Origin of the sequence: Kribbella lupini, from assembly GCF_039529595.1 — a bacterium.
Taxonomy (GTDB): Bacteria; Actinomycetota; Actinomycetes; order Propionibacteriales; family Kribbellaceae; genus Kribbella; species Kribbella lupini.
On the sequence record NZ_BAAANC010000003.1, the window covers coordinates 1,079,333 to 1,098,623 of the forward strand.

The window sequence follows — 19,291 nt, forward strand, 5'->3', positions numbered from 1 at the left end:
CCGACAGGTCAATGGACGAGTACTGAAGGTCGCGGCATCTGCGACGGCGAGGGAAGAGTTTCGCGCAGGATCGACGCGCCCAGTAGGCCGGCGATCACCTGGGTCGCGATGAGCAGGCCGAACCCTCCAGCGCCCGTCGTGTCGAATGGTGTGTTGGGCGCGAGCAGCAGTGTGAGTTGGTAGCCGCCCGAGCAGGACATCGCGCCGGTTCCCAGCCAGGCGGCCGTCAGTGGCAGCCACGCTCGGATGGCTTCTGGTCGGCGGGCGACGAGGATGACCACGCCGATCAGGCCGGCGAGCGCGAGGCTTGCCGTTGAGGCGTCGAGCGCGCGTTGAGCGGCGCTCCGGCCGTTTGGCTCTTCGCTGGCCAGTCCCGTGGGTCCGCCGAAGGCCCAGAGCAGGCGGACTGCGACAACCATCAGGACCAGCGCGACGAGGACAGCGGTCGCCCGGACTCGGCTCGAGCCGGGCAACGCCGTGGCGTCGAGATGAGCGTCGTCGTCGGTCGCGATCCGAGCACCTATCTGGCTGCGGAAGATGTGCCCCCAGCGAGCGCGGACATGCAGGACGAAGGCAGCCCCCAGGCCGATTCCCTGCAGGATGAAGCCCGCGTAGACGACGCCGTACACCCAGCCCTCCAGACCGTCGACGGGAGTGTCTGCCGCAGGAGCGGCGGTGGTGCCGGCGAGGAATCCGAGCGGCGCCGCGAGCATCACCGGCGCGAGCAGACCGGTGGCGACCCACAGCGGGAACAACACCAGCCAGACCGGCAGTCGTCGTCCCCATTGGTGGACGAGCGCCAAGGCCAGGGCGGCGCCGGCGATCTCCATCGCAGCGGTGATCAGGTTGCCCACGACGAAGGGCGCGGTACGCATCAGGCCGCGGTCGACGACGCCGATGTCGCTGCCGAGAAGCCAAGCTGTCTTGATGGAGAGGTACGGCACCATCGCGGCGACTGTCACGTAACCGACCGCATGGCTCGTTGGAATCTTCACGCACTCCAGTCTGGTCGGGCCGGCCGTCGATCGCTTCCCTCGCGCGATGGACGGCCTTCCCCCTCGAGAGGGAAATTCATCCGCGTCAACAGGTGAGAAGATCACGCGGCCGGGTGGTCGGACGGCCGTCTTCGTCGAGCCGTACGACGATGTGCTCGTCCCAGCGCTCGTCGGAGTGCGGGTGGTCCGAACGCCAGTGGCAGCCGCGGCTGTCTTGTCGTGCGGTCGCTGCCGCGACGATCGATCGCGCCACCGTTGCGAGCGGTCCAGCGCCTAGGGGCTCGAGTTCACCGGCGGCGGCGTTCAGGCCTGCGCCGTCACGACGGATACCGGCGTACTTGGTCAGGATCGCGCGAATCCGTTGCGGTTCGGGATCAGGTTCCAGCACCAGTTCGTCCGAGTGGCCGTGGTCCGGTGCGGGGAGGTCGAGGGTCAGGGCGGTCGCGACGCGCCGACCGAAGACCAGTCCCTCCAGGAGGCTGTTGGAGGCGAGCCGGTTGGCCCCGTGCACGCCGGTTGCGGCGACCTCGCCGACGGCGTACAGGCCTGGTACGTCGGTTGCGCCGTTGCGGTCGGTTCGGACGCCGCCGCACAGGAAGTGTTCGGCGGGTGCGACCGGGATCTGCTCGGACAGCAGGTCAACGCCGATCCGTGCGCAGGAGGCCAGTACGGTCGGGAATCGCCGTCGGAGTACGGCGGGCGCGATGGACGTGGCGTCCAGCCAGACGTGGTCGGACCCGTCGCGGCGCATCGCCGCCTCGACCTCCCGGGCGACGACGTCCCGAGGGGCCAGATCGGCTCGCGGGTGCCGGCCGGCCATGATTCTGCGACCGTGCAGGTCCCGCAGTACGGCGCCTTCACCGCGCACGGCTTCGGTGACCAGCGGCAACTGACCGCCGGTTTCACCGGTGAAGAGCGCGGTCGGGTGGAACTGGACGAACTCCATGTCCACCACCGAGGCGCCGGCCCGCAGGGCCAGAGCGATGCCGTCACCGCGCACCGACGGCGGATTGGTGCTCGCCAGGTAGGCGTTGCCGACTCCGCCGGTGGCCAGTACGACGGCGCGCGCGTCGATCCGGATGGTCTCCGGGCCGCTTTCGACGAGCACGCCGACGATGCGGCCGGAGTCCGACTTGACCAAGCCGACGGTCCGTCCGTCCATCGTCTGCACGCCCGTGAGCCGCAGCGCGCTCCGGAGCGCGCGATGAACCTCCGCGCCGGTGGCGTCACCGCCTGCGTGCACCACCCGGCAACGACCGTGGCCTCCTTCGAGAGTTCTCGACAGCGATCCGTCGTCGTCACGGTCGAAGCGGGCCCCCTGGGCGATGAGTTCGGCCAGTCGCTGCGGCCCTTCCTCGACCAGCGCCCGGACGTTGCGAGGATCGCAGAATCCTGCGCCGGCGATGTCGGTGTCCCGCGCGTGGTCGAGCGGATCGTCGTCGCCGTAGGCTGCGGCGACCCCACCTTGGGCCCACGGTGTGCTGCCGTCGCCGGCGCTGAGCAGGAGCACGTCGCGGGTCGCCGCGAGACCGAGCGCGGTGGACAGGCCTGCCACACCGGCGCCGATGACGACGACGTCGACGGTGCGCGTCATCGAGCACCTGCAGGTTTGCCGATGGCAACCATCCGCTCGACCGACTGCCGGGCCCGCTCGACGACGTCGGGCGGCAGCTGGATCTCGTCGCGTCCCTCACGCAGGCACCGCAGCAGCAGGTCCGGGGTGATCATCTTCATGAAGCGGCACGAGGCCTTCGGGTTCACCGGCACGAAGGTCGTCTGCTGGTTCACCTTGCGCAGTTGATGGAGCATGCCGATCTCCGTCGCGACCAGGGCGGTCTTCGCGGTCATGTCGCGCGCGGCGTCCAGCATGCCGGCGGTGGAGAGGATGTGGGTCCGGTCGGCCGGCAGATCGCCCACACCGGCGAGCCAGACCGCCGACGACGCGCAGCCACACTCGGGATGGACCAGAACCTCGGCCGCGGGGTCGGCCGCCACCTGAGCGCGCAGATCGGCCGCGCTGATGCCGGCGTGCACGTGGCACTCGCCCATCCACACCTCGATGTTGTCCCGACCGGTCTGCCTCCTGACGTGGTTCCCGAGGAACTGGTCGGGCAGAAACAGGATCGGCTGATCCGCCGGGATCGAGTTCACCACCTCCACCGCGTTGGACGACGTACAGCAGACGTCGGCCTCGGCCTTCACGGCCGCGCTGGTGTTGACGTAGGCAACAACCGCGGCACCGGGGTGCTCGGCCTTCCAGGCACGCAACTGGTCAGCGGTGATGGTGTCCGCCAAGGAGCAGCCGGCCCGGGCTGTGGGGATCAGTACGGCCTTGTCAGGGCTGAGCAGTTTGGCGGTCTCCGCCATGAAGTGCACGCCACAGAACACGATCGTGGACGCGTCGGTACTGGCCGCGATCCGCGACAACGCGAGCGAGTCGCCGACGTGGTCGGCGACGTCCTGGATCGCCGGTTCCTGGTAGTTGTGGGCGAGCACCACCGCGTCCCGCTCCCGGGCCAGGCGGCGTACCTCGTCCTGCCAGCTGATTGCTGTCCCAACGGTCACAACGGGTCCTTCTTTCGGGAGATTTCGCTTGATAGGCGATAACTGGGGATGACAATCCCGCCGGCGCCGTGCCGGAGCTCAGTTGAGTTCGCGGTCGCGAGTGACCAGCAGGCTGATGTCGAGTGCGGCAGGAGAATGGGTGAGGGCGCCGACCGAGACGGCATCGACACCGGTGGCGGCGACGGCGGCGACAGTGTCCAAGGTGATCGTGCCGGAGGCCTCGAGCTGAGACGTCGAGCCGGAGGCGTTGCGCCGTTCGACCACCGCGGCCATTTCCTCGGCGGACATGTTGTCCAGCAGGATCCACTCGACCTGGCAGTCCAGCGCTTCGCGGACTTCCTCCGCAGTGGTGACCTCAACCTCGATCGCCAGGTCTCTGCCTTCCGCGGTCATGCCGTCCCGGACCCGGCGAACGGCCGGCCGGACGCCGCCGGCCGCGGCGAGATGGTTCTCCTTGAGCAGCACCATGGCGGCCAGGTCGAGCCTGTGGTTCGTACCGCCGCCGCAACTGACGGCGTACTTGTCCATGGCCCGGAGACCGGGCGCGGTCTTACGGGTGTCGAGCAGCCGGACCGGGCGCGCGCCGATCGCCGCCACGAAGGCCGACGTGAGGGTTGCGATGCCCGACATCCGCTGGACGAAGTTCAGCGCCACCCGCTCGCCGGTGATGATCGAGTGCGCCGCGCCACTGATCCACGCCAGCGGCTGCCCGGGGACGACCGCATCGCCATCGGCAACAGCCGGCCGCACCTGGACGGTGGGATCGATGGCGGCGTAGACGCTTTGCACAGCAGGCAGACCGGACACGCGTCCCGGCTGCTTGGCGATCATCGTCGCCTCGACATGTAGATCCGCTGGGACGCTCCACCGCGTGGTGACGTCGTCTGCCGACCGATCCTCGGCCAGGGCGGCCAGCACCGCGGTCCGGACCGTCTCCATCGTCAGTTGCATGTGTTGTTCCGGCCTTCTGTCTGTGGGGTGGAGCTGTGGGGACCGCAGCTACCCGGATGTTTTCGCCTGACAGTCGATAACTAGACGCACGCTACCATCGTCGCCGTGCCCGCAGCCAAGAAAGGTGATCCGGTTAACTTCCCCAGTTATCCGCACGAAGTGCTCTCCGTGGTGCTGTCCGTCCGCGACGGCAGGTTGTGCGTCCTGCTCTGGAAACGGGCACGGAGTCCGCACCGTGGCCGCTGGGCGCTCCCCGGCGGCGGGGTCGAGCCTGCGGAGCGGCTCCGGGACGCCATCACCAAGCACCTCGCGACGAAGGTCGACGTCCGCGACGTCGCGCACCTGGAACAGCTGGCCACCCACAGCGCGATCGATCGTGATCCGCGGGCCCGTGTGCTGGCCACGGGCTATCTCGGCCTGGTTCCGTCCGACGTACGGCCCCAGCTTCCGTCCGACACGCTCTGGCACCCGATCGACGACCTGCCGCACACCGCGTTCGACCATCACTATTTCATCGAGGCCGCGGTCGCGCGTCTGCGCGCGAAACTGTCGTACACGAACATCGGGTTCGCGCTGGCTCCCCTGGAGTTCACCATTGCCGAGCTGCGGGATCTGTTCGGCGCCGCACTGGGCTACGAGCTCGGCGCCACCAATCTCACCCGCGTCCTGACCCGGCGGCACGTGATCAACCCGACCGAGCGGCGAGCCAGCCCCGGCCAGAGCGGCGGCCGTCCCGCGACCGTCTACACCTTCGTGACCCGCGAGCTGACCGTCACGGACCCGTTCGCAGTACTCCGCCCACCACGCTGACCAGCCGCGCCGGGCCGTCGCGGCCCAGCGGACATCTAACCTGGCGGCATGTCCGTTTCGCCGTACGCCGAGTTGCCGTCTGTTGCTGAGATCGCTGGGGACGTCGCCGGCGTGGTCGAGCGGTTCCGGCGAGGCGAAACGCACGCGTTCGCGTTCGGGGATCGTGGGGTGCCCGAGGCGGTCGTCGCGAGTTTCGACCAGTACGACGAACTGCGCGGCGAGGAGAGGCTCGGTCGAGACAAGACCGTGGTTGCTCCTGAGGTGCTCGGACGGCAGCTGCCGGAGTTGGTGGAGGCCATCCGGCGCGGGATGTTCGGGCCTCCAGTGATGGTGGGCGCCGACGGCGAGCCGGTACTGGTGCTGATGTCGACGCAGCAGTACCGCAGGTTGCGTGGGGACGACGAGCCTCCGCCAGGCGTGCTCGATGACCCGACTGTGCGCAGTTACGACTCGGCGCCGACGCCGGGCAGCAAGCCGTTCAGCGTGGACGAGTGGGCGAAGGACGATCCGTTCACCCAGCAGATGCTCGACGAGATCCGGCAGGAACGCGGATCGGCGGATGGCTGAGGGCCGGTCGTACCAGGTCTTGCTCGGCGAGGGCGCCGTACAGGATCTGGAACGGCTGCGGGATGCGGCGGCTGCGGAGGCCAAGCAGTATCCCGACGACAAGTCGGCGGCACACACTGCGCAGCGGACGCTCTTCAAGAACGTGCTGCGTGAGCTGCAGGATCTCGAGAGCGGGGCCTCGAAGGGGCACCATGTGCTCGGTGCGCACCGCGGGATCGGTGACGGACGGGACATCGTGGTGTCCAAGATCGGCGACGGCACCGGGAAGCCCAGCCATCGGCTGACGTTTCGGGAGATCCCCGGCCGGAACGCGGGCGGGACCGATGCGCGCGACGTGATCGCGATCGGTGCTCGGCACGGCGGAGAGCACAACGTCTACGAGCAGACGGCGATGCGGCTCGGGCGGTCGACCGACGAGAGGCTGCCGCAGCTGGATCGGTTCGGGGAAGCGCAGGTCGGCAGCGGAGGGAAGGCGCACCAGCGCCATCCAGTCCTGGATGCCAACCGGGCGATTGCGCACGCCTTCGACGGTCAGACGCCGTTGTCAGGGTCGCGGCCGCTCCGCGAGGCCGGGTTCGGAAGCCGGGCTGCTTCGAGCGGCACCGCAAGACAGGCCGGCCAGCAGGTCGGCGGTCAGTCCGACCCTCAGCGCAGGCAGTAGGTCCTGAACCGCGCCGCCGACTAGCCCTGGACTACTTGGCTTGCCAGACGTGGGGGCAGACTGAGCAGCGGTGTTCGGGGCCGTGGTCGGCTGGGCGGCGGCAGATGTGGTGGTCGTGGGCGCTGACGCCCTGCAGTGTCATCTCGGCGGTTGCGCCGCAGGTTCGCGCGCCTTGCGCGTGAGCGCCTGTTCCCTCTGTCACAGAAGGAATACTAGCGTTAACTCACCGGCGTCAGCGGGGTGGACGGCGAGGCGCGCCAGTACGACGAATGCGGAAAGCCCTTGCAGCAAAGGCTCAGCGTCGGCTCGGGCGAGCCAGAGGCTTTCGGGTGGCGCGGCGGGTGCTGCAGTGGCGGTACCAGGCGTAGGCGAGCAGCGCGCAGATGGCGCCGTTGAGGACGCCTGCGGTGACGTCGGTGACGTGGTGCATTCCTCGGTAGAGGCGGGAGAACCCGACGAGCAGCGGCATCGCCAGGCAGACGATGACGGTGGTCCAGCGGAGCCAGGGGCGTTCGATGCGGGCGGCGAGGAGGGCGAAGGCGACGTACAGGCCGGTGGAGGCGCCGACGTGGCCGCTGGGATAGCTGGCGGTGGGTGGGGAGGCGTCGAGCTTGTTGACCTCGGGGCGGTCGCGGTCGACGACCTTGGCGGCGATCAGGAAGATCAGTCCCTGCATGGCGATCGCGATGGGCGCCACGAGAGCCAGCCGGAGGTCGCGGGTCCGCCACAGGATCAGGGACGCGACGACGATGCAGACCGCGATCACCCCGATCGTGTTGCCGATCTGCGACCAGATCGCGGTGATCGTGTCCCAACTGCCGTTGCGGTCGGCCGCAAGGTCCTTGTTGACCGATTCCTCGGCGTGAGAGAGCCCGACGAGTGGTCCCATGAGTGCGAAGCCGAGGCCGATGATCACGCCGCCGAGGGCTACGCCGGGTGCGACGGTCCTGGTGAGGAGGTCGACGCCGTCCTGCCGATGAATCCGATCCATGAGGCGAACATAATGCCCAGACCGAGTACGTGCCCGGCGAAGATGTCGGACGGGAAGTGCGCACCGATGAAAAGCCGGTCCAGACCGACCACCACCGACACCACGATCGCCAGTACGACGGCGACGCGGCGCTGGGTCGCCGACAGCAGCGGCCACAGCAGGAACACCATCACGCCGGTCGCCAACGTGATGTTCAGCGTGTGCCCGGACGGGAACGAGTAGCCGCTCGCGTGCGGCACGCCGTCGTCGACGACCGGCCGCGCACGCTGCGCGATGGGCTTGGCGAGACCCCCGATCCCCCAGCCGACCATCATCGTGACGAACGCCCACAGCGCCCGCCCCTTGAGCTGCTTGGACCGCCAGGTCCAGATCACGACGCCGGTCGCCGCGGCGTACACGAAGATCGGCAGGCTGACGACCTGGATCACGGTCAGCGCCGGGATCAACCCGTGCCGCAGGCTGAACCCCGTGGCCTCCCGGATCGCGGCCTGGTCGGCCCTGATCAGCGGGTCGAACTGCTGCCGCACCGCCAGCGCGAGGATCACGACCGGCAGCGCGAACACCAGCATCGCCACGACGCCTCGCAGCAACGGCCGCCTTCGCGTCCGGACGACCGTTCTGGCGCTGGCCCGCCGAGTGTTCATGAGCGTCCTGTACCCATCGAGCGCGACTTAGCTCGCGGGCCTGATCAGCGGCGCGTCGCGGGAGAGCTCGCGGAACCCGAGGCCGTAGTACAGCCCGCGCGCCCGCGGATGCCCCGGCGCTCCGAGGCAGACGACCGTCGCCTGAGTCGCTCCGGCGTCTCGCGCCAGCCGCATCGCGTGCAGCATCATCGCGCTCGCCAGGCCGAGTCGCCGGTAGTCCGGATGCGTTCCGACCGGCTCGAACTCGACGCTCCGGTTCACCTCGTCGAACCACATGATCGTCGAGCACGCCATCGTCCCGTCCGGCGCTTCGACCAGTACGTGCAGGTCAGCGCGGTACGCCGCCGTCCGGCGGACGCCTTCGTAGCTTCGAAGGGTGTACGCCGAGGGAGCCCAGGCGTCGACGTGTGCCTGGACAACGGCCTCCGGCCCGACCTCGTCGGCCGTGCGGAACAGGAACCCGGCCGGCAGCACCGGCTCCTCGATCTCGGCGAGGTCCCGCCGGTTGAGCTGGGTCCAGTCGCCGGTGTCGCCGAGCGCCTCCAGGTCGGGCTTGTAGCCGTACGCCGCCCAGCGCTCGAGGGCGAGCTCCTCGGCAGTCGTCGGACACGCCGAGCGCTCCAGGCCGGCCGCCACGCCGTCGTACCAGCCGATCACCTCGTCGACGAGTTCGAGGTGATCCGGGTGAATCTGGTACGCCAGCGAAGCGCCGGTGACGTTCCTGACCGACCCGTCGATGCGCCTGACCTGCCGCGGCAAGAACGCCCAGCCCCACGCCACGAGTTCGTCACCGGCGAACCACAGCCGGCGCCGCCAGCTCGCACCGTCCGCGGCGTGCCCCTTCCCCCAGATCCAGGCCAGCTCGCCGTACGACGCTCCCGCGCTGATCAGCTCGGGCCGCAGGCCGGTCACCCGCTGCGCCAGGCCTTGCATCAGCGGAATGTCCGCATCACTCACCGAGTCCGTCATAGCCGCACTGTCGCAGGACCCCACCACCCCGTCGACCCGTTTTCCCCGGGATCGGTGACGTCGAGCAGGGAGCGTTGATCGGAGCTCAGGCGGGCGTAGGTCTCGGTGCCGAGAACGTGCCGGATCGCGGTGAGGACGCGCGGATTACTGAAGCAGGCCTCGACCATGGGATCCTTGGTGATCAGGTCGGCCAGCCGGTCGGCGCCTTGTTCCTGGTGCACCTCCAGGCCGGCCCGGTCGCCCTCGGCGGCGGCGAGCTCGGCCATCCGTTTCGTTGAAAGCGTCCACCTCCTCGGGGGTGAGAACGTCTTCCAGGGGAAGGAATCCGTCGCGGTCGAGCTGGTCCAACTCGGCCTCGGTGAGTTCGCTGCCGGTCACACCGAGATCGCGCAGCGCGGTCGCCGTGTCCATCAGGTGCTCCTGGTCCGGGAGGAGAACGGTTCGGGCATCGGGCGAACTAGGCTGGTCGAGCACGACGGTTCAGGGCGGGAAGGTTGGGGCGCAGTGGTGATGGGTACGGGGGCCGAATGCTCGTAGCGAAGCGGTACAAGCTCGGTCCGTCGATCGGGCGTGGGGGCATGGGCGAGGTGTTCCGTGCCGTCGACGAGGTGCTGGAACGGCCGGTCGCGGTCAAGCTGCTGCTGCCGACCGATCGCGACACCAACGCGACCGAACGATTCCAGCGGGAGGCGCGCGCGGCCGCGCGGCTGAGCGATCCGCACGTGGTGTCCGTGTACGACTTCGGCCAGCACGGCGACGGATTCTTCCTGGTGATGGAACTGGTCGAGGGCCGCGACGTCTCCCGGGAGCTCGAGGACGAGGGACCCCTGGCCAAGGACCGCGCGATCGACATCGTCGAGCAGGCCGCGCGGGGCCTCGCCGCCGCGCACCGGGTGGACGTCGTCCATCGTGACGTGAAGCCCGGCAACCTGCTCGTGGCCGCGGACGGCACGGTCAAGGTCGCCGACTTCGGGATCGCTTCGGTGCCCGGGGGCGCGACCACGCTGACCAAGACCGGCCAGATCATCGGCAGCTCGCGGTACCTCGCGCCGGAGCGGGCGCGGGGCGGGCGGGCCGGTCAGCCGTCGGACGTGTACGCGCTGGGGTGTGTGCTCTATCAGCTGGTGACTGGTCAGCCGCCGTTCACCGCGGACAACCCGACCGCGATCCTGTACCAGCACGTCGATGCTGATCCGGTGCCGCCGAGCACGGAGCGGCCGGAGCTGGCGGGGGCGTTCGAACAGGTGTTGCTGCAGATGCTCGCCAAGGACCCGGCAGCGCGGCCGACGGCTGCGGAGATCGCGGGCGGGGCGTTGCGGGCTCGTCCGGTCGGCAGCGACTGGCAGGGGCTTGCGGCGGGCGCAGCTGGCGCAGGCGCGGCAGGGCTCGCAGGCGCAGCCGGTGTGGCCGCTGCTGGTCCGGACGCGCCGACTGTCGCCGCTGCCGGGGTCCCGGCCGGCGACGGCTCGACCCTCAGCCAGGGCTTGGCAGACCCGACAGCCGCCGTACCACCGGGCGGCGTCGTACCAGCTGCCGGTACGACGGGCGGAGCCGGCCAGTCGCGCACGAAGGTGATGCTGATCAGCGCCGTCGGCGTACTGGTTGCTGCCGCAGCGGCGATCACCGGCATCGTGCTCTACGGCAACGAGCCGACCCAGCCGCCGACGACGGACCTCCGGCCGAACGTCACGCCGAGTACGCCGGGCACCGACACCGGTACGACGGAGCCGAGCACGACGAACGACCCCACGCGGACCGGCCCAACGGGTCCGGCGACGTCCAGCCAGCCCACCCAGACGCCGTCGAGCACCCCGACCCCGACCACCACCCCGTCCGGTACGCCGACGCCCACGACGTCGCCGACCGTCCAACCCAGTACGACGCCCACCACTCCGACGCAGCCCACGCAGACGCCGACGACCACCACCCCGTCGAGCACCCCGCCGCCCGACACCCCGCCGCCGAGCACACCGGCCAACCCACCAACCACGCCGGACGAGCGCAACAGCGCGACCCCGCAGCCGGACTGATTCCGCCGCGCAGCCAACCTCTCAGGGTGCTCCCCCACTCTTTCGTCGTAACGACGACGAACGGAGATCGGACATGAAGAACACCCTGAGGTCGGTCGGCGCGCTGCTCGCCGTACTGGCTGGTGCGGCGCTGATCGGCACCTCGGCCGCCGGCGCCGCGTCCGCGGGCAACCCCTGGCACGGCGTCTCCGGCGACGGCGTCCTCGCCGGGCACCCGTGGCACAACGCGCCCGGCGACAGCGTGCTCGCCGGGCACCCGTGGTCCAACGTGATCGGTCGCTGACGCACGCCAAGCTTCACCGACCACCGCCGGCTTCGGCGCCCGAGTTGAGTGTTTCTGCTCATGCGCCGATCGCCCGGCAGCCCGAGGATCTGGGCATGACGAAACCAGTTCAGCCCTCCCAGACGGGGGCGTTCTACGCGCAGGCGGTGGCATCCTTCGGGATCTCGGTGACGGCGATGGGGATCGGGCTGGTCTACCTACCCGCCGAGCCCTGGGTGCGGGGGTTCCTCGCCCTCGGACTCCTGTACGTCGTGACGTCGACAGTCGTGCTGTGCAAGGTGGTCCGCGACCGCCAGGAGCTGGCCGGCGTGACGAACCGGGTCGACCAGGCCCGCTTGGACAAACTGCTGAGCGAGCACGACCCGTTCAAGGTGGAGGTCTGAGCGCAGTCGCTGGATCGGCCGCCCGGCGAGGGTTACCGTGGCCTGGTGCTGGGGGCGCGTCATCTTCTCGGGCGAGCGATTGGGGCGGACACATGGGCACGGTCACGACAAGCGACGGTACGGAGATCTTCTACAAGGACTGGGGCAGCGGGCAACCGATCGTCTTCAGTCACGGCTGGCCGTTGTCCAGTGACGACTGGGACGCGCAACTGCTGTTCTTCCTCCAGCAGGGGTACCGCGTCGTCGCGCACGACCGGCGTGGGCATGGGCGCTCGACGCAGACCGGCGACGGGCACGACATGGATCACTACGCCGACGACCTCAAGGCCGTCGTCGATCACCTGGACCTGCAGGACGCGATCCACGTCGGGCACTCGACCGGTGGCGGCGAGGTCGTGCACTACCTCGGACGTCACGGTGACGGGCGGGCGTCGAAGGCGGCGATCCTGTGCGCCGTACCGCCGTTGATGGTCAAGACCGACGCGAACCCCGAGGGTCTGCCGAAGGAGGTCTTCGACGACCTGCAGAACCAGCTCGCCGCGAGCCGGTCGCAGTTCTACCGGGCGCTGCCCGAGGGACCGTTCTACGGCTACAACCGGCCCGGCGCGACGCCGTCCGAAGCGGTCATCGCGAACTGGTGGCGGCAAGGGATGATGGGCGGCGCGAAGGCGCACTACGACGGGATCGTGGCGTTCTCGCAGACCGACTTCACCGAGGACCTGAAGAAGATCAGCATCCCGGTCCTGGTGATGCACAGCGAGGACGACCAGATCGTCCCTTACGTCGCCTCCGGCCCGAAGTCGGCCGAGCTGCTGGCCAACGGCACGCTGAAGATCTACACCGACTTCCCGCACGGCATGCCGACCACGCACGCCGACGTGATCAACGCCGACCTGCTGGAGTTCTTCAAGTCCTAACGGGCCTCGACGTAGACCCAGTCGCCGTTCTCGCGGATGAACCGGCTGTTCTCCTGCTGCGCGCCGCCGGCGTACGACGCGCGGAACTCGACCGTTCCCTCGCTGTGGAAGGCGGTGCCGGCCGTCGTGCCGATGATCTCGAGGCCGGTCCAGTCGGTGGCGTCGAGCTCGAGCGACGGCGGCCGGGTCCTGGCCGACCAGGTGCGCAGCAGGTAGGCGACGTCACCCACCACGAACGCGGAGTAGCGCGAACGCATCAGCTGCTCCGCGGTCGCGGCGGTCTTCTCGCCTCGGTGGAGCAGCCCGCAACAGGACTCGTACGTCGTACTCGAGCCGCACGGGCAGAAGACCGCCGCACGTCGTTTCGCCATGGCGACGATTGTCGCCTACGGCGCTAGCGCTGCTGCGTCGGGTCGATGTGGTCGGTGGCGTTGTCGACGTGGCCCTGGGCCGCTTCGGTGGCCTGGTCGACGGGGACGTCCACACCGGTGGCTTCGGTGAACTGGTCCGCGGCGCCTTGCGCGTTGTCGACGTGGCCCTGGGCCTGGTCGGCCAGGCCGTCCACGTGGCCCTGGGCCTGGTCGGTGACCCCTTCGGCGGCCCCGCCGAGGTGGTCGGTGACGCCGCTGACGTCGATGCCGGTGGCCTCGGTGACCTTGTCACCGGCGCCCTGCAGCATCTCGGTCGCCTTGTCCTTGAACTTGTCGAAAATGCTCATCGCGAAATCCTTCGAGGTCTGGAGGGTTGGGGACGAGCTGGAACTCACCAACCTACAGACCGCGTTCAACTGAACGCTCAACGTCGTCAGTCGCCGCTCTCCCGGGTCGGCGGCTGCGGGGTGTCGTTGCGGTCGGCGTACGGCGGCGCGCCGTCGTCGTGCGTCACCTCGCGGTCGGTCAGCCCGGTGTCCTCCACCGTGCCGTCGTGCTCGAGCGCCTCGTTGATCTCGGAGTCGGTGACCCGGTGGGTCTTCTCGAACCGGGTCGGCGTCAGGTTCTCGTAACGGTTGCTGGGATTCGTCATCGGCACATCCCTCCTAAGGCATTGAACACCTCAGGTACCCGACCGCACACCACCTCGGACCACCCCTTGGGTGACGACCGTTCGCGATATATCGTCGAACTATCGCAACCTCTGGGCAAGCAACCTCTGGGCGAGAGAGACGGTGGTCGGAGATGGGTGGATCGGCGTACGCGGCGGGTTGGCCGTTCGGGCGCGGGCAGTTCGGGCAGGGACAGTTCGGCCGCGGCTGTTCGTCGTTCGAGGAGATCAAGGAAGAGCTGCTGGCCGCGATGACCGGCCGGCAGCGGCACGGCGGGCACCACCAGGCCTTCGGTGGCATGTGGGGCCCGATGTTCGGCGGGCCGCCGTGGGCCGGCGGTCCGGGTCCGCGCGGCTGGCGGCAGTCGAAGGCACGGCGCGGTGATGTCCGGGCCGCGATCCTCGCCGTACTGGCCGAGGAGTCGATGAACGGCTACCAGATCATCCAGGTCGTGGCCGAACGCAGTGGCGGGGCCTGGAAGCCCAGCCCTGGTTCGATTTACCCGACGCTGCAGCAGCTCGAGGACGAGGGCCTGGTGACCGCCGACGCGGCGACCGGGCGGCGGACGTTCTCGCTGACCGACGAGGGACGCGCATACGTCGCCGAGCACGCCGACGAGGTCTCAGCGCCGTGGGAGGCGATGAGCGCGGGCGCGGACGACGACGAGAACGGGCTGAAGCCGTTGCTCGGCCAGGTCGGCGGGGCGTTGTGGCAGGTGCTCGCGACCGGGACTCCGGAGCAGCAGGCCAAGGCACGCAAGGCGTTGATCGAGTTGCGGCGCACGCTGTACGGGATTCTCGGCGACGACGAGCAGGATCGATGATGACCTTCTCTGAACGGCTCGGCCCCGAACGGCTCGGGCCCGAGCGAGTCGGGTCTGAACGCGTTGGTTCACTGAGGATCGGCGACGCCGAGCGCGACCAGGCCGTCGCGGCACTGGGCGACCACTTCGTCGCGGGCCGGCTGACGCAGGACGAGTTCGAGGAGCGCAGCGAGCAGGCGACCAGGGCCCGGTACGACGACGAGCTCGCGCCGCTGTTCGCCGACCTGCCGGACGAGACCGCGGTGGTACAGGTCGCCGGACGACAGCCCGCCTGGGCCGCCGGTCGCGGCAGGCCGCCGTCCTGGGTGCAGCAGGGCCGCCCGCCGGCGTTCCTGTTCGTGCTGCCGTTCCTGATGGTCGGGCTCGTCATCGCGAGCGTCTCGTTCGCCGCGCCCTGGGTGCTGTGGGTGTTCTTCTGGATCGCCTTGTTCGGCGGCCCGATGCACCACCGCCGGCACCGTCACACGCAGCGGCGCTGATCAGGTCCCGCGGGTTCGCGTCCGCGGGATCTCCTGCGCCAGTTCGACGACGAACCCGTCGGGGTCGGCGAGGTGGACCGTGCGGTGACCCCACGGCCGATCGGCCGGACCGGTGAGAACCCGTACGCCGTACGCCGTCAACCGCGCGGCCTCCGCGTCGACGTCGTTGACGAGCAGCACGATCTCGGCGGCCGGCCCGGGCGCGACCGGGCCGCCGGTGAGCCACTCGGCGCGGCGCCGTTCGTACAGCGCGAAGCGCGGCGCCTCGGTGCCGAACTCTGCGTACCCGGCGTCGGTGAACCGGTGCGGAAGGCCCAGAACATCGCGGTAGAAGGCGATCGAGGCGTCCAGGTCGGACACGTAGAGGATGACGTAGCCGATGCGGTCCACCCGGCTCACGCTAGACGATGCGGACGGTGGGACCGAAGGTCGCTAGGCTCCCGCCCGTGAGTACTCGTGCAGACGGACCGAAGCCGCGCCGCCGGGGACGTGGGTTCCTCATCTTTCTGGTGATCGTGCTGATCATCCTGGTGGTCGGCGACCGGGTCGCGGAGTCGGTGGCCGAGAAGCGGCTGGCGACCGAGGCGGTCAACGAGGCGGCACAGTACGACGTGACCGCGGCGAGCACGAAGGCGGAGATCGGCGGGTTCGGGTTCCTGCCGCAACTGGTGAAGGGCGAGTTCTCCGAGATCACCGTGACGATGGACCAGCCGAGCGTCTCGAAGGTGTCCGCCGAGGAACTCACCATGGTGATGAAGGACATCCAGATCCCCCGCGAGCTGCTGACCGGCGACACCAGCGCGACCGTGACGGTCAGCCGGGCCGACGTCCACCTGAAGATGTCGCCCGCCGCGCTGACCAAGCTGACGTCGGCGGCGAGCGGGATCGAAGGGCTGAACCTATCGGCGGTCGGCGAGAAGCTGCAGGCCAAGCTGACCGTTCGCGGGTTCGACGCAACGGCGACCGTGCGGCCGGAGGTGCGCAACGGGCGGATCGGGTTGATCGTCGAGAACCTGCCGGAGGGCGTGCCGTCGCAGGTCCGGACGGTCATCACCGCCCTGCTCGCCCGCGGCGTACGGATCCCGGACCTGCCGTTCGGCGCGCGGGTGACCGGCGTGGACGTGCAGGATCAGTCGCTACTGGTCACCGCAACCGCCACGGACGTGAAGCTCTCCGGTTCCTGACCCGTACGGCGCTCACGGCCTCCGGGCGCGCTGCTCCCGGTCGGCGCAGGTCTCGCACAGCTGGCGACCGCCCAGCCGGCGGATCCGCCGGCGGGCCAGCCAGCCGAGACCCGACGGAGCCCCGCACGCGCTGCAGCTCTTGCCGACGGTCTGCCCACCGGCCTTCCGCCACTCGGGAAACAGCCGCAGCGAGCACGTCGTACAGATCGCACCGCGAGCCTCCCGCACGTTGCGCTGGTAGATCCGGTCCCGAGGATCGATCTCCGCCGCACACCCCTCACACGTCACCATGCGGCCAGGTTAGATCCCTACGGGCGCAGTACGAGCTTGCCCGTCGTACGGCGGGCCGCCAGGCCATCCCCGGCCGGCAGCTACTGATCGTTGCCTGCGGCAACTGGGCCGAGGCGGCGGAGCGCGAGCAGGCCGCCGATTGCCGGGATGAGGGCCAAGAGCTTCGTGTTCGTTGACGCCTGCGTCGTGCGGGCGGTGAGGATGACGACCAGCAGGTAGCAGCAGCCGTGGGTCGGGCCGATCAGGGACGAGACGGCGGGCCAGTGCACGGTGAAGAGGTTGGTGAAGAGGATCACCAGAGAGACGACCTCGGCGGTGGCGGCGGCTTTGAGGGGGTTCATGGTCAGGCTCCTGTCGTCGAGCCGGGGCGGGTGATCATCAGGATGGTGACGGTGGCCCAGAGCAGGTTGAACAAGCCGGCGTGCATCGCCAGGCGACCGGGAGTCTTCGTATCGGGCGTGGTGGTCAGGACGCGTTCCTGACCGGGGAGAACGAGCAGGACCAGTACGGCGGCCGCGACGGCGGTGAGCGTGATCGAGATGATCAGCCAGGGGTCCCCGAGCACGCCGAGGCTCTGAGCGGTCGCGAGACCGAACGCCGGTACGACGATGCCGACGACGGCGTACGCCTTGCAGATCCTGTGCAGCGTCCGGAGCTCGGCGACGTCGCGTTCGGCTCCGTCCGCGAGCAGCCGGCGGGTGGCCGCGGGGAAGCGGCTGGCGGCTACTGCCACGGGGCCGATGGCGATGATCGCCGCGATGACGTGGATCGAGAGCAGCAGCTTGGTCACGGGTGGACGGTAGTGGGCATCGCCACGCCTCGGGAACTGGCTGGAAAGCCAGAGAGCAACGGATTCTGGCCAACCGCTTCAAGAGGCGATTTGTCGACAGCAAGCGTTGGCGGGAACTGGCGGGGCAACTACGATCCAGCCATGCACACCGTGGCCGTGCTCGCTCTCGACGACGTGATCCCGTTCGACCTGGCGACGCCGATCGAGGTGTTCAGCTGGGCGCGGCTGCCCGACGGCCGGGCGGCGTACGAGGTGAAGGTCTGCGGTCCGGCGCTGTCGGTCTCGGCCGGCGTGTTCGCGCTGCAACCGCCGTACGGGCTGGAGGCGCTCGCCGCGGCGGACACGATCGTGCTGCCGGGCTGCCGCGATCTCGACCGGCCGATTCCGGCGCCGGTGGTCGACGCGCTCCGCGAGGCCGCCGCTCAGGGCACACGGATCGCGTCGATCTGCGTCGGCGCGTTCGTGTTCGCCGCGACCGGGCTGCTCGACGGGCACCGGGCGACGACGCACTGGTACGCCGCCGACCTGCTCGCCGAGCGTCATCCGGCGATCGAGGTCGACCCGAACGTGCTGTACGTCGACAACGGCCAGTTCCTCACCTCGGCCGGCGCGGCCGCGGGACTGGATCTCTGCCTGTACGTCGTACGCCGCGACTACGGCTCGGCCGTCGCCGCCGACGCCGCCCGGACGGCGGTGATGCCGCTGGAGCGGGAAGGCGGTCAGGCGCAGTTCATCGTGCACGACCAGCCACCGACTCCGCGCGGCTCCGAGCTCGAGCCGCTGCTGCGCTGGATGGAGGAGCACTGCGCCCGCGACCTGAGCCTGGACGCGATCGCCACGCAGGCCGGCATGAGCACCCGTACGCTCAACCGCCGCTTCCGCGAGCAGACCGGGACGACTCCCTTGCAATGGTTGCTGCGCACCAGGATCCGCCGCGCCCAGGCGCTGCTCGAGGCGACCAGCCAGCCGGTCGACCGGATCGCCGGACGGGTCGGCTTCGGCTCCCCCACCGCGTTCCGCGAACGCTTCAAGCGCGTCGTCGGCACCAATCCGCACGCCTACCGGGCCGCCTTTCGCCGCTCCGAACGCGTTCCGCACCAGGTCGAGCGGGCCGGCTGACGGGTTCACGCAGGCCTGATATGGGTACCGCGCATGGCATGACAGAGTCGCGTTTGATCGAGACCGCGCAGTTGCTGTCGAAGGCACTCACCCCAGGTGACCTCGACCACACGCTGCGGCAGATCACGACGGCAGCGGTGGAGGTCCTGCCGATGGTCGACTTCGCGAGCATCACGGTCCTGCACAGCGACGGCAAGCTCGGGACCGCGGCTCCCACCGACGACGTGCTGCTGACGGTCGACGCCGCGCAGTACGAGATGCACGAGGGCCCGTGCTACGAGGCTGCCACCGAGACTGTCCACGTCGTTTCGTCGGACCTGGCCAACGACGAGCGGTTCCCCCGGTACGCCGGGGTCGCGATGTCGGTGGGGATCAACGCGCAGGCCGGTATCCGCCTGTTCGACGCCCCGAAGTCCCAGGGCGCGCTGAACCTCTACTCGACGACGGTCGGCGCCTTCAAGGACTTCGAGACCCTCAGCGCCCTGTTCACCCACCAGGCCGCGACGGCGATCGCCTACGCCCAGGAGATCAACGACCTCCAGCAGGCCATCCACACCCGCGGCACGATCGGTCAGGCCGTCGGCATCGTGATGGAGCGTTACACGCTGAACGACGAACGCGCCTTCGCCTTCCTGACCCGTCTGTCCCAGGACCACAACATCAAACTCCGCCGCGTCGCCGAAGAAATCGTCAACGACCTCGACCAGCGCAGCTGACGGGTAGAGGTGGGTGGGGTAGAGGTAAGGCCGGCCGCCCCCGACGGCTAGGCGCTTCGCGCCTGCCGGGCCCGATCGCCG

At 69.6% G+C, this 19,291-nt stretch carries 27 protein-coding genes; 12 read left to right on the plus strand and 15 right to left on the minus strand.

From position 1 onward, the window contains the following. Positions 1-8: 8 nt before the first annotated feature. The 4 genes from ABD235_RS31350 to nadC all read right to left on the minus strand — a co-directional run bounded on the left by ABD235_RS31350 (position 9) and on the right by nadC (position 4,511). Positions 9-1,100 (minus strand): hypothetical protein, encoded by a 1,092-nt coding sequence (locus ABD235_RS31350; RefSeq protein WP_344180735.1) that lies wholly within the window; start codon positions 1,098-1,100, stop codon positions 9-11. Continuing rightward, complete coding sequence (gene nadB / locus ABD235_RS31355) at positions 1,081-2,589, minus strand: L-aspartate oxidase (RefSeq protein ID WP_344180737.1); 1,509 nt, start codon at positions 2,587-2,589, stop codon at positions 1,081-1,083. The genes ABD235_RS31350 and nadB overlap by 20 nt, the downstream gene beginning before the upstream one ends. Continuing rightward, the gene (gene nadA / locus ABD235_RS31360; protein ID WP_344180739.1) at positions 2,586-3,560 is read right to left on the minus strand and encodes a quinolinate synthase NadA; all 975 of its coding nucleotides are present in this window, start codon (positions 3,558-3,560) and stop codon (positions 2,586-2,588) included. The genes nadB and nadA overlap by 4 nt, the downstream gene beginning before the upstream one ends. Before the next feature lie 78 nt (positions 3,561-3,638). Beyond that, complete coding sequence (gene nadC, locus ABD235_RS31365) at positions 3,639-4,511, minus strand: carboxylating nicotinate-nucleotide diphosphorylase (protein ID WP_344180741.1); 873 nt, start codon at positions 4,509-4,511, stop codon at positions 3,639-3,641. A gap of 105 nt (positions 4,512-4,616) precedes the next feature. Here nadC and ABD235_RS31370 point away from each other — a divergent pair, with 105 nt between their 5' ends. The 3 genes from ABD235_RS31370 to ABD235_RS31380 are packed head-to-tail and all read left to right on the plus strand — an operon-like array spanning position 4,617 to position 6,549. After that, positions 4,617-5,321: an NUDIX hydrolase gene (locus ABD235_RS31370; RefSeq protein WP_344180743.1), complete on the plus strand. Its 705-nt coding sequence runs from the start codon at positions 4,617-4,619 to the stop codon at positions 5,319-5,321. Positions 5,322-5,369: 48 nt separating this feature from the next. Then, on the plus strand, positions 5,370-5,888 hold the full coding sequence (locus ABD235_RS31375) for a hypothetical protein (RefSeq protein WP_344180745.1): 519 nt from the start codon (positions 5,370-5,372) through the stop codon (positions 5,886-5,888). After that, complete coding sequence (locus ABD235_RS31380) at positions 5,881-6,549, plus strand: hypothetical protein (protein ID WP_344180747.1); 669 nt, start codon at positions 5,881-5,883, stop codon at positions 6,547-6,549. The genes ABD235_RS31375 and ABD235_RS31380 overlap by 8 nt, the downstream gene beginning before the upstream one ends. A gap of 295 nt (positions 6,550-6,844) precedes the next feature. On the opposite strand, the gene ABD235_RS31385 is transcribed toward ABD235_RS31380, so the two are convergent. The 4 genes from ABD235_RS31385 to ABD235_RS31400 form a co-directional block, all read right to left on the minus strand. Beyond that, positions 6,845-7,540 carry a phosphatase PAP2 family protein gene (locus ABD235_RS31385; RefSeq protein ID WP_344180749.1) on the minus strand — a complete coding sequence of 232 codons (696 nt, stop codon included), beginning with the start codon at positions 7,538-7,540 and terminating at the stop codon, positions 6,845-6,847. Then, positions 7,477-8,109: a phosphatase PAP2 family protein gene (locus ABD235_RS31390; protein ID WP_344181352.1), complete on the minus strand. Its 633-nt coding sequence runs from the start codon at positions 8,107-8,109 to the stop codon at positions 7,477-7,479. Before ABD235_RS31390 ends, ABD235_RS31385 begins: the two co-directional genes overlap by 64 nt. 102 nt (positions 8,110-8,211) lie before the next feature. Further along, on the minus strand, positions 8,212-9,153 hold the full coding sequence (locus ABD235_RS31395; RefSeq protein WP_344180751.1) for a GNAT family N-acetyltransferase: 942 nt from the start codon (positions 9,151-9,153) through the stop codon (positions 8,212-8,214). Beyond that, a complete protein-coding gene (locus tag ABD235_RS31400) occupies positions 9,150-9,419 on the minus strand; it encodes a phytanoyl-CoA dioxygenase family protein (RefSeq protein WP_344180753.1) in 270 nt (89 codons plus the stop codon). The genes ABD235_RS31395 and ABD235_RS31400 overlap by 4 nt, the downstream gene beginning before the upstream one ends. Positions 9,420-9,680: 261 nt before the next feature. On the opposite strand from ABD235_RS31400, the gene ABD235_RS31405 reads away from it, so the two are divergent. From ABD235_RS31405 to ABD235_RS31420, 4 genes are all read left to right on the plus strand, one after another. After that, entirely contained in the window at positions 9,681-11,183 is a 1,503-nt protein-coding gene (locus ABD235_RS31405; RefSeq protein ID WP_344180755.1) for a serine/threonine-protein kinase, read from the plus strand. A 73-nt stretch (positions 11,184-11,256) separates the two neighbouring features. Continuing rightward, positions 11,257-11,466, plus strand: coding sequence for a hypothetical protein (locus ABD235_RS31410; protein ID WP_344180756.1), 210 nt, complete (start codon positions 11,257-11,259; stop codon positions 11,464-11,466). Positions 11,467-11,561: 95 nt separating this feature from the next. Beyond that, positions 11,562-11,849 (plus strand): YiaA/YiaB family inner membrane protein, encoded by a 288-nt coding sequence (locus ABD235_RS31415; RefSeq protein WP_344180758.1) that lies wholly within the window; start codon positions 11,562-11,564, stop codon positions 11,847-11,849. 92 nt (positions 11,850-11,941) lie between these two features. Further along, complete coding sequence (locus ABD235_RS31420) at positions 11,942-12,766, plus strand: alpha/beta fold hydrolase (RefSeq protein WP_344180760.1); 825 nt, start codon at positions 11,942-11,944, stop codon at positions 12,764-12,766. Here ABD235_RS31420 and ABD235_RS31425 read toward each other — a convergent pair. The 3 genes from ABD235_RS31425 to ABD235_RS31435 form a co-directional block, all read right to left on the minus strand. Further along, positions 12,763-13,137, minus strand: a complete 375-nt coding sequence (locus ABD235_RS31425) for a YchJ family protein (protein ID WP_344180762.1) — start codon at positions 13,135-13,137, stop codon at positions 12,763-12,765. The two genes, ABD235_RS31420 and ABD235_RS31425, sit on opposite strands and share 4 nt — an antisense overlap. 23 nt (positions 13,138-13,160) lie before the next feature. Beyond that, entirely contained in the window at positions 13,161-13,484 is a 324-nt protein-coding gene (locus ABD235_RS31430) for a hypothetical protein (RefSeq protein ID WP_344180763.1), read from the minus strand. Positions 13,485-13,570: 86 nt separating this feature from the next. After that, positions 13,571-13,789, minus strand: a complete 219-nt coding sequence (locus ABD235_RS31435) for a hypothetical protein (protein ID WP_344180765.1) — start codon at positions 13,787-13,789, stop codon at positions 13,571-13,573. A 152-nt stretch (positions 13,790-13,941) separates the two neighbouring features. Between ABD235_RS31435 and ABD235_RS31440 the strand changes: the two genes are divergently transcribed. Continuing rightward, positions 13,942-14,631, plus strand: coding sequence for a PadR family transcriptional regulator (locus tag ABD235_RS31440; protein ID WP_344180767.1), 690 nt, complete (start codon positions 13,942-13,944; stop codon positions 14,629-14,631). Beyond that, positions 14,631-15,110, plus strand: coding sequence for a DUF1707 SHOCT-like domain-containing protein (locus tag ABD235_RS31445; protein WP_344180769.1), 480 nt, complete (start codon positions 14,631-14,633; stop codon positions 15,108-15,110). The genes ABD235_RS31440 and ABD235_RS31445 overlap by 1 nt, the downstream gene beginning before the upstream one ends. On the opposite strand, the gene ABD235_RS31450 is transcribed toward ABD235_RS31445, so the two are convergent. Continuing rightward, on the minus strand, positions 15,111-15,500 hold the full coding sequence (locus ABD235_RS31450; RefSeq protein WP_344180771.1) for a VOC family protein: 390 nt from the start codon (positions 15,498-15,500) through the stop codon (positions 15,111-15,113). A gap of 56 nt (positions 15,501-15,556) precedes the next feature. Between ABD235_RS31450 and ABD235_RS31455 the strand changes: the two genes are divergently transcribed. Continuing rightward, complete coding sequence (locus ABD235_RS31455) at positions 15,557-16,294, plus strand: LmeA family phospholipid-binding protein (protein ID WP_344180773.1); 738 nt, start codon at positions 15,557-15,559, stop codon at positions 16,292-16,294. A 12-nt stretch (positions 16,295-16,306) separates the two neighbouring features. Here the strand turns inward: ABD235_RS31455 and ABD235_RS31460 are convergent, their stop codons facing one another. The 3 genes from ABD235_RS31460 to ABD235_RS31470 all read right to left on the minus strand — a co-directional run bounded on the left by ABD235_RS31460 (position 16,307) and on the right by ABD235_RS31470 (position 17,375). After that, on the minus strand, positions 16,307-16,585 hold the full coding sequence (locus ABD235_RS31460) for a hypothetical protein (RefSeq protein ID WP_344180775.1): 279 nt from the start codon (positions 16,583-16,585) through the stop codon (positions 16,307-16,309). 80 nt (positions 16,586-16,665) lie between these two features. Continuing rightward, complete coding sequence (locus ABD235_RS31465; protein ID WP_344180777.1) at positions 16,666-16,926, minus strand: DUF3817 domain-containing protein; 261 nt, start codon at positions 16,924-16,926, stop codon at positions 16,666-16,668. A 2-nt stretch (positions 16,927-16,928) separates the two neighbouring features. Continuing rightward, a complete protein-coding gene (locus ABD235_RS31470) occupies positions 16,929-17,375 on the minus strand; it encodes a hypothetical protein (protein WP_344180778.1) in 447 nt (148 codons plus the stop codon). A gap of 141 nt (positions 17,376-17,516) precedes the next feature. Here ABD235_RS31470 and ABD235_RS31475 point away from each other — a divergent pair, with 141 nt between their 5' ends. Beyond that, positions 17,517-18,494 carry a GlxA family transcriptional regulator gene (locus ABD235_RS31475; RefSeq protein ID WP_344180780.1) on the plus strand — a complete coding sequence of 326 codons (978 nt, stop codon included), beginning with the start codon at positions 17,517-17,519 and terminating at the stop codon, positions 18,492-18,494. A 38-nt stretch (positions 18,495-18,532) separates the two neighbouring features. Then, entirely contained in the window at positions 18,533-19,210 is a 678-nt protein-coding gene (locus ABD235_RS31480; RefSeq protein ID WP_344180782.1) for a GAF and ANTAR domain-containing protein, read from the plus strand. Positions 19,211-19,291 lie beyond the last annotated feature (81 nt).